Origin of the sequence: Paraburkholderia sp., from assembly GCF_036488505.1 — a bacterium.
Taxonomy (GTDB): domain Bacteria; phylum Pseudomonadota; class Gammaproteobacteria; order Burkholderiales; family Burkholderiaceae; genus Paraburkholderia.
In genome coordinates, this window is the sequence record NZ_DASXHN010000003.1 from 26885 (window position 1) to 33334 (window position 6450).

Genomic DNA, 6450 nt, shown 5'->3' on the forward strand with positions numbered 1-6450 from the left:
GTTTGACGCACCCCTGGTGGGACGGTACTTTGGCGCCGCACGACCCGTGCGCCAACGCTGCACCCTACAAAAACAAGCTTCATAATGCGGTCATTCGTCGAACCGGAAATTCCGTCCTCATGACCCAAATCCCAGCAAGCCAGCCGCCCCGCCTCACGAGTCTGTCGCACGGTGGGGGCTGCGGCTGCAAAATCGCGCCCGGCCTGCTCGCCGACCTGCTCAAGCGCAGCTCGCCGCTGCCATTCTTCCCCGACCTGCTGGTCGGCAACGATACCGCCGACGACGCCGCCGTCTACAAGCTCAACGACGAACAGGCGATCGTCGCGACCACCGATTTCTTCATGCCGATCGTCGACGACCCGTTCGACTTCGGCCGCATCGCCGCGACCAATGCGATCTCGGATGTGTATGCGATGGGCGGCAAGCCGATCATGGCGCTGGCGATCGTCGGCATGCCGATCAACGTGCTGCCGCACGACGTGATCGCGGCGGTGTTGAAGGGCGGCGAGTCGGTCTGTGCCGAGGCCGGCATTCCGCTCGCGGGCGGCCACTCGATCGATTCGGTCGAGCCGATCTACGGTCTGGTTGCGCTGGGCATCGTCGAGCCGAAGCGCGTGAAGCGCAATGCGGGCGGCCGGGCCGGCGACGTGCTGATTCTCGGCAAGCCGCTTGGCGTCGGCATTCTGTCCGCGGCGCTGAAGAAAGACCGGCTCGACGCGGCAGGCTACGCGGCGATGATCGGCGCGACCACCAAGCTGAACCGCCCGGGCGCCGAACTTGCGCGCCTCGACGGCGTGCACGCGCTCACCGATATCACCGGTTTCGGGCTGCTCGGCCACACGCTCGAACTGGCGCGCGGCTCGAAGCTAACGGCGCGCGTGCGCTATGCGGATCTGCCGTGGCTGCCGAACGTCGCGACGCTTGCGCAAGCCGGCATCGTTACCGGCGCGTCGGGCCGCAACTGGGACGCGTACGGGCACGACGTGGTGCTGCCCGCGACGCTGCCGGCGGCCGCTCGCGCGCTGCTGACCGATCCGCAGACGTCGGGCGGGCTGCTGGTATCGTGCGCGCCCGAAGCGGTCGACGACGTGCTCGCGCTGTTCCGCGCCGATGGGTTCGACGATGCGTGCGTAATCGGCGAAATGGTTGACGGTGACGCGCGCGTCGAGCTGATTTGAGGCGGCGGCGCGGCCGCTCGGCGAGAGGCCGCGGCGAAAAAGGCAGCCCGGGCCCAATCGGCCCGCGCAGCTCGCCCATGCGATAATTTCACTCTTCCCGCGGTCCGTTTGCCCTTATTCCCTTGAAAAGCCTCCTAGTCAGCCTCGACCAAGCCGGTGATTTCGACGAAATCGTCGATGTGCGCACGCCGCTCGAATTTGCGGAAGATCATATTCCAGGCGCGATCAACGCCCCGGTGCTGAGCAACGAGGAGCGCGCGCTGGTCGGCACGACCTACAAGCAGGTGTCGCCATTCGAGGGCACCCGGCTCGGCGCGGCGCTCGTCGCCCGCAACATCGCGCAGCACCTCGAGACCACATTCGCCGACCGGCCGCGCAGCTGGCGCCCGCTGATCTACTGCTGGCGCGGCGGTAAGCGCTCGGGTTCGGTCGCGACGCTCTTCAGTATGATCGGCTGGGGCGCGCGGCAACTGGACGGCGGCTACAAGAGCTATCGGCGCGCGACGCTCGACGCGCTCGACACCCTGCCGCGCAGATTCAACTACATCGCGCTCGTCGGCCCAACCGGCAGCGGTAAGACGCGGCTGCTGTCGGCGCTGGACGAAGCCGGCGCGCAGACGCTCGACCTCGAAGCGCTTGCCGTGCATCGCGGCTCGCTGCTCGGTGCATGGACGGGCGTGCCGCAGCCGTCGCAAAAGCGTTTCGACACGCTGTTGGTCTCCGCGCTGCGCGGCTTCGACCGCGAGCGACCGGTGTTCGTCGAAGCGGAAAGCCGGCGCATCGGCTCGATCACGCTGCCGCTCGCGCTGCTCGAGACTTTCCATCGCGGCGCCTGCGTCGAGGTGTGCTCGACCCGCGAGGATCGCGCGGCCTTTCTGCTGCAGGATTACGCGCAGCTGTTCGACCATCCCGAGCATCTGAAGGGGCAACTGCAGAAGCTGATCGGTCTGCATAGCCGCGAGCGGGTCTCAGGCTGGCAACAGCTCGTCGACGAGAACCGCCGTGCCGAACTCGCGGCCGAGCTGATCGAGCGGCATTACGACCCGGCCTATGCGCGCAGCAGCGGCCAGCACTTCGAGCAGTTGCCAAACGCGCTGCAACTCGATTTCCGCCCGAACGACGCCGACGTCGTCGCGCAGGCAAAAGCGCTGCTCACACAACTCGACAACCGGACGCTCGTCGTCGGCTAACAAAAACGATCTCAGGACCATCATGCAATCGACTCTTCGACAACCCCGCGTCACGCTTGGCTGGCTTGTCTTCTTGCTGATCGCCGTCATCGGCCTTTTCTACGTGAAGTGGTTTCCGTATTACAACCGCGCGTTCGTCGCCGCGAGCCAGCATTCGATCGGCAAATCGATTCTGATGGGCACCTCCGCAAGCGCGCCGGCGAGCTCGTGGCAGGCCGCCGTCGATTACGCGATCGCCTACGGCAAAGCGATCTGGCAGGCGATGGTGCTCGGCCTCCTGCTCGGCTCCGCGGTGCAGGCGCTGATTCCGCCGCAGTGGGTCGCGCGCGCGCTCGGCCGCAGCGATTTCAGCAGTGTGCTGAAAGGCGGTCTGATGTCGCTGCCGGGCATGATGTGCACCTGCTGCGCGGCGCCGGTCGTCGCCGGCCTGCGGGCCCGCGAGGCGGCACCGGGCGCGGCGATCGCGTTCTGGCTGGGTAACACCGCGCTGAATCCGGCCACGCTGATTTTCATGGGCTTCGTGCTCGGCTGGCAGTGGATGGGCCTGCGGCTCGCGCTCGGCATCGTGATGGTGTTCGGCCTCGGCTATCTGGTGAACCGGATCGTCACGCCGAAGGAAGCCGAAGCGTCGCGCGCGGCCGTCGCGGCGCTCATCAGCGCCGACGATCCGGGCACCGCATTCTCGCGCTGGGTCAAGATTCTGGGCCGGATGACGCTGCGGCTCGTGCCCGAATACATCGTGCTCGTGCTGATTCTCGGCGCGGCACGCGCGTGGCTCTTTCCGCATATCGGTCCGGATATCGACAACAGCCTGCTGTGGATCGTCGCGCTGTCGGTTGCCGGCACGCTGTTCGTTATCCCGACCGCCGGCGAAGTGCCGATCATCCAGGCGATGCTGTCGTTCGGCATGGCAGCCGGCCCCGCCGGCGCGCTGCTGATGACGCTGCCGCTCGTCAGCGTGCCGTCGCTCGCGATGCTCGCGCGCTCGTTTCCGCGGCGCGTGCTGACGATGGTCACGCTGGCGGTCGCGGTGTGTGGTGTCGTCAGTGGTTTGCTCGCGGTTGGGCTGGGGTTCTGAAGGCGGGTTTTGCCAAGCTACCGCGCCCGGGTGAGTTTTTGATTTTTTAGCTGTAGAACAGGCATGAAACGTATCGCCGCATTCGCCGTGATGTGCTGGTCCGCTGCCGGGTTGCTGTATCTCGGCCAGCACTCGGTTGCGCTGATCGCGTTGAGCGGCGTCGTCGCGCTCGCCGGTTTCGATCTGTTGCGGCCTTGAAGGTCGTGGTGACGGCCCGGGCATAGAGTTCGTTGTGCGTCATTTCATTTAAAACGGGCTAACAGCGTGTGTCGCTGTTAGCCCGTTTTTTGCTGCGCGCTGTTTCGTTCGCCTGCCGACGCTTTAGCCTGTCAGCGCGCCGTGGATCGCCGCGAGCCACAGCGCCACCGCGTGCGCGCCTGGGTCCACGTGACCGAGCGCGCGCTCGCCGACGTAGCTGGAGCGCCCGCGCCGCGGATGCATCGACGCGGTGCGCGAGGCGCCTTCGCTCGCTACATCGACGGCTACTTGCAACGCGGTCTGCGGCGGCGCCGACTGCGCGAGCGCGTTTTGCAATGCGTCGGCGGCGGGCTTCAGCGCGTCGATCATCGTTCGATCCCCCGGCTTCGCTCCACCTAGCTCCATCAATGCATCGACGCCCGCGCTGAACGCCGTCGCCCACTGCTTCGCGGAGGTTTCGCCCGACTGCTCGAGCGCGGCTGCCGCACGCAGCAGCATCACCGCGTACAGCGGCCCCGAGGTACCGCCGACGACGCGCCGCAGCGTCGCGGAGATGCTCCGCAGTACCGCGCCCGGCGTCGTCTCGCTTGCATACGTATCGAGCTCTTGCAGCACCGCGCGCGCGCCGCGCGCGAGACTGATGCCGAGATCGCCGTCGCCGACACGCTGATCCATCTCCGTCAACTTTGACTCCGCTTCCAGCAGACACGCGCACACGGCGTTGATCACCCGTCGCAGCGTCGCTTCACGCGCGAGCGTCGCGCCGCTCGCTCGCGGCGGCGCGGCGGGTGCCGCACGCACGGACACCTGCGCGACGTGGCCGCTCAGCGTGGGCCATGCGCTCGTCTGCGCGACGGCATCGAGCAGGCTCAGACGCTCGTCGTCGACGCGCAGCAGCGTCAGCGAGACGCCCGCCATTTCGAGCGCGCTCAGAAACGTGCCGGCCCATGCGCGCTCGACTTTGATCCCACGTCTGTCCAGCTCACGCAATGCCGCGCCGGCCACCACGCTCAACTCACTCGACGGCGTGCCGCCGAGGTTATTGACGAGCAGCGCGACGCGCTCGCCGGGGCGCAACGCGAGATCGCCGGCGATCTTCGCCAGCAGCTTGCCGACGATTGCGTTGGCCGGCTCCAGCGCGCCGCGCGCCACGCCGGGTTCGCCGTGAATGCCGAGGCCCCATTCGATTTCGCGGTCGGCCAGCTCAAAACCCGGCTTGCCGGCCGCCGGCACGGTGCACGCCGTGAGCGCGACGCCCATCGTGCCGAGCGATGCCGCCGCCTCGCGCGCGAGCTTTGCGACCGCGGCCAACGGCAAGCCACGCGCGGCTGCCGCGCCCGCGATCTTGTGAACCAGCACCGTGCCGGCGAGCCCGCGACGGCCCGCATGATCGCCGCTCGCGGTCAACGCGACGTCGTCGGCGACGATCACCATGTCGACGGGGATACCCTCGGCGCGCGCGATCTCGGCGGCAAGGCCGAAATTGAAACGGTCGCCGGTGTAATTCTTGACGATCAGCAATACGCCGGCGGGACCGGCCACCGCGCGTATCGCGTCGAGCACCGCATCGGTGGAGGGCGACGTGAAGACTTCCCCGGCCACCGCCGCGCTCAACATCCCCTGACCGACGTAGCCGCCGTGCGCGGGTTCGTGGCCCGAGCCGCCGCCGGAAATCAGCGCCACCTCGCCGCGCGCGGCGACCGCCTCGGCATCGGCGCGCACGACGATCGTGCCGCCCTGCAATAGCAAGAGTTGGGGATTGAGCGCAACGAGGCCCTCGAGCATGTCGGGGACCACGGCGGACACATCGTTGATGAGCTTCTTCATTGCGTCAGCTCCGTTTGAGGCTGCCGGTATTGCATCGCGATTGCGCACGGCAGTCGAAGTCGAGTCGGTGACAAAAGCGGAAGCCTAACTGTACCGCGCATTGGCGAACGACGACGCAGTGCCGCGAGCGCGTGTGAACATGCGCGCAACTAGTCGAAGCGTCGAGCCGCGCGCAGACAAAGAAAACAGGGGAACGTAATGCTGATGGAGAAAGAGCTGGAACGACGACAGATTTGTCAGGACCGTGGGCGAAAGCGGAACCGCTTTCGTCCACGTCACCGATGCGTTGGTAGGCTCGATTGGATTCGAACCAACGACCCCCACCATGTCAAGGTGGTGCTCTAACCAACTGAGCTACGAGCCTTTAGAGGCGCGAATTATAGAGAGTCGTCGGAAACAGTACAAGCCCTCGGCTCCATTTGCCGTCACATGTGCTGATGGTCAGTTGACCTCTGCCCATTCGGTGCGTCGATTTATTGGATAAGCCGAACGCTTCACAAGCTGCAAACGGAAATGCCGTGGTCGGAAGTCGTGACGTGGCGGCTATCGCATTCGACCAATGCGGCTGCAATCAGCACGGAAACCGGCCGGCAATGCATACGCGGTTTGAGCAGCAGAAAACGTGCGCGTATTGCGGATCGATTCCGTGCTCTCGAACACGCCACGATCCCGCGGCTCATGCGTGCGCTCGGCCACGACGACTTTCACGGCGCCAGTGTCGAGCACCACTCGGCGTTTTTCCGATTAATGATAGAGAGGTTTGGGTTCGGGGCGATGTGGCGATCTCGTGATCTCGCTGGCGGATGGGGACGGGGTGGTCGTTGGTCGTTGGTCGTTGGTCGTTGGTCGTTGGTCGTTGGTCGTTGGTCGTTGGTCGTTGGTCGTTGGTCGCTGGTCGCTGGTCGCTGGTCGCTGGTCGCTGGTCGCTGGTCGCTGGTCGCCGGTCGCCGGTCGCTGGTCGCTGGTCGCCGGTCGCCGG

Annotated in this window: 5 protein-coding genes, 1 tRNA gene and 1 pseudogene; 4 read left to right on the forward strand and 3 right to left on the reverse strand. The window is 66.4% G+C overall.

Going from position 1 to position 6450, the window contains the following annotated elements:
* Positions 1-119 precede the first annotated feature (119 nt).
* The 4 genes from selD to VGH68_RS00190 all read left to right on the forward strand — a co-directional run bounded on the left by selD (position 120) and on the right by VGH68_RS00190 (position 3644).
* Positions 120-1178: a selenide, water dikinase SelD gene (selD, locus tag VGH68_RS00175; RefSeq protein WP_331601492.1), complete on the forward strand. Its 1059-nt coding sequence runs from the start codon at positions 120-122 to the stop codon at positions 1176-1178.
* A 122-nt stretch (positions 1179-1300) separates the two neighbouring features.
* Entirely contained in the window at positions 1301-2368 is a 1068-nt protein-coding gene (mnmH, locus tag VGH68_RS00180; RefSeq protein WP_331601493.1) for a tRNA 2-selenouridine(34) synthase MnmH, read from the forward strand.
* Positions 2369-2390: 22 nt separating this feature from the next.
* The gene (locus tag VGH68_RS00185; protein ID WP_331601494.1) at positions 2391-3446 is read left to right on the forward strand and encodes a permease; all 1056 of its coding nucleotides are present in this window, start codon (positions 2391-2393) and stop codon (positions 3444-3446) included.
* Positions 3447-3509: 63 nt separating this feature from the next.
* Entirely contained in the window at positions 3510-3644 is a 135-nt protein-coding gene (locus VGH68_RS00190; protein ID WP_331601495.1) for a hypothetical protein, read from the forward strand.
* Between the two features lie 123 nt (positions 3645-3767).
* Here the strand turns inward: VGH68_RS00190 and dhaK are convergent, their stop codons facing one another.
* The 3 genes and pseudogenes from dhaK to VGH68_RS00205 form a co-directional block, all read right to left on the reverse strand.
* Entirely contained in the window at positions 3768-5471 is a 1704-nt protein-coding gene (gene dhaK, locus VGH68_RS00195) for a dihydroxyacetone kinase subunit DhaK (protein WP_331601496.1), read from the reverse strand.
* Positions 5472-5758: 287 nt separating this feature from the next.
* Positions 5759-5835 (reverse strand) — tRNA-Val (locus VGH68_RS00200).
* A 77-nt stretch (positions 5836-5912) separates the two neighbouring features.
* Positions 5913-6206: pseudogene (locus VGH68_RS00205) on the reverse strand (MlrC C-terminal domain-containing protein); the annotation flags it as partial.
* Between the last annotated feature and the right edge of the window lie 244 nt (positions 6207-6450).

What these genes read in the sequence shown, in the direction of transcription:
- selD (WP_331601492.1), top strand. Translation starts at nt 120, where the DNA reads ATGACCCAAATCCCAGCAAGCCAGCCGCCCCGCCTCACGAGTCTGTCG.
- VGH68_RS00185 (WP_331601494.1), top strand. Translation starts at nt 2,391, where the DNA reads ATGCAATCGACTCTTCGACAACCCCGCGTCACGCTTGGCTGGCTTGTC.
- VGH68_RS00190 (WP_331601495.1), top strand. Translation starts at nt 3,510, where the DNA reads ATGAAACGTATCGCCGCATTCGCCGTGATGTGCTGGTCCGCTGCCGGG.
- dhaK (WP_331601496.1), bottom strand. Translation starts at nt 5,471, where the DNA reads ATGAAGAAGCTCATCAACGATGTGTCCGCCGTGGTCCCCGACATGCTC.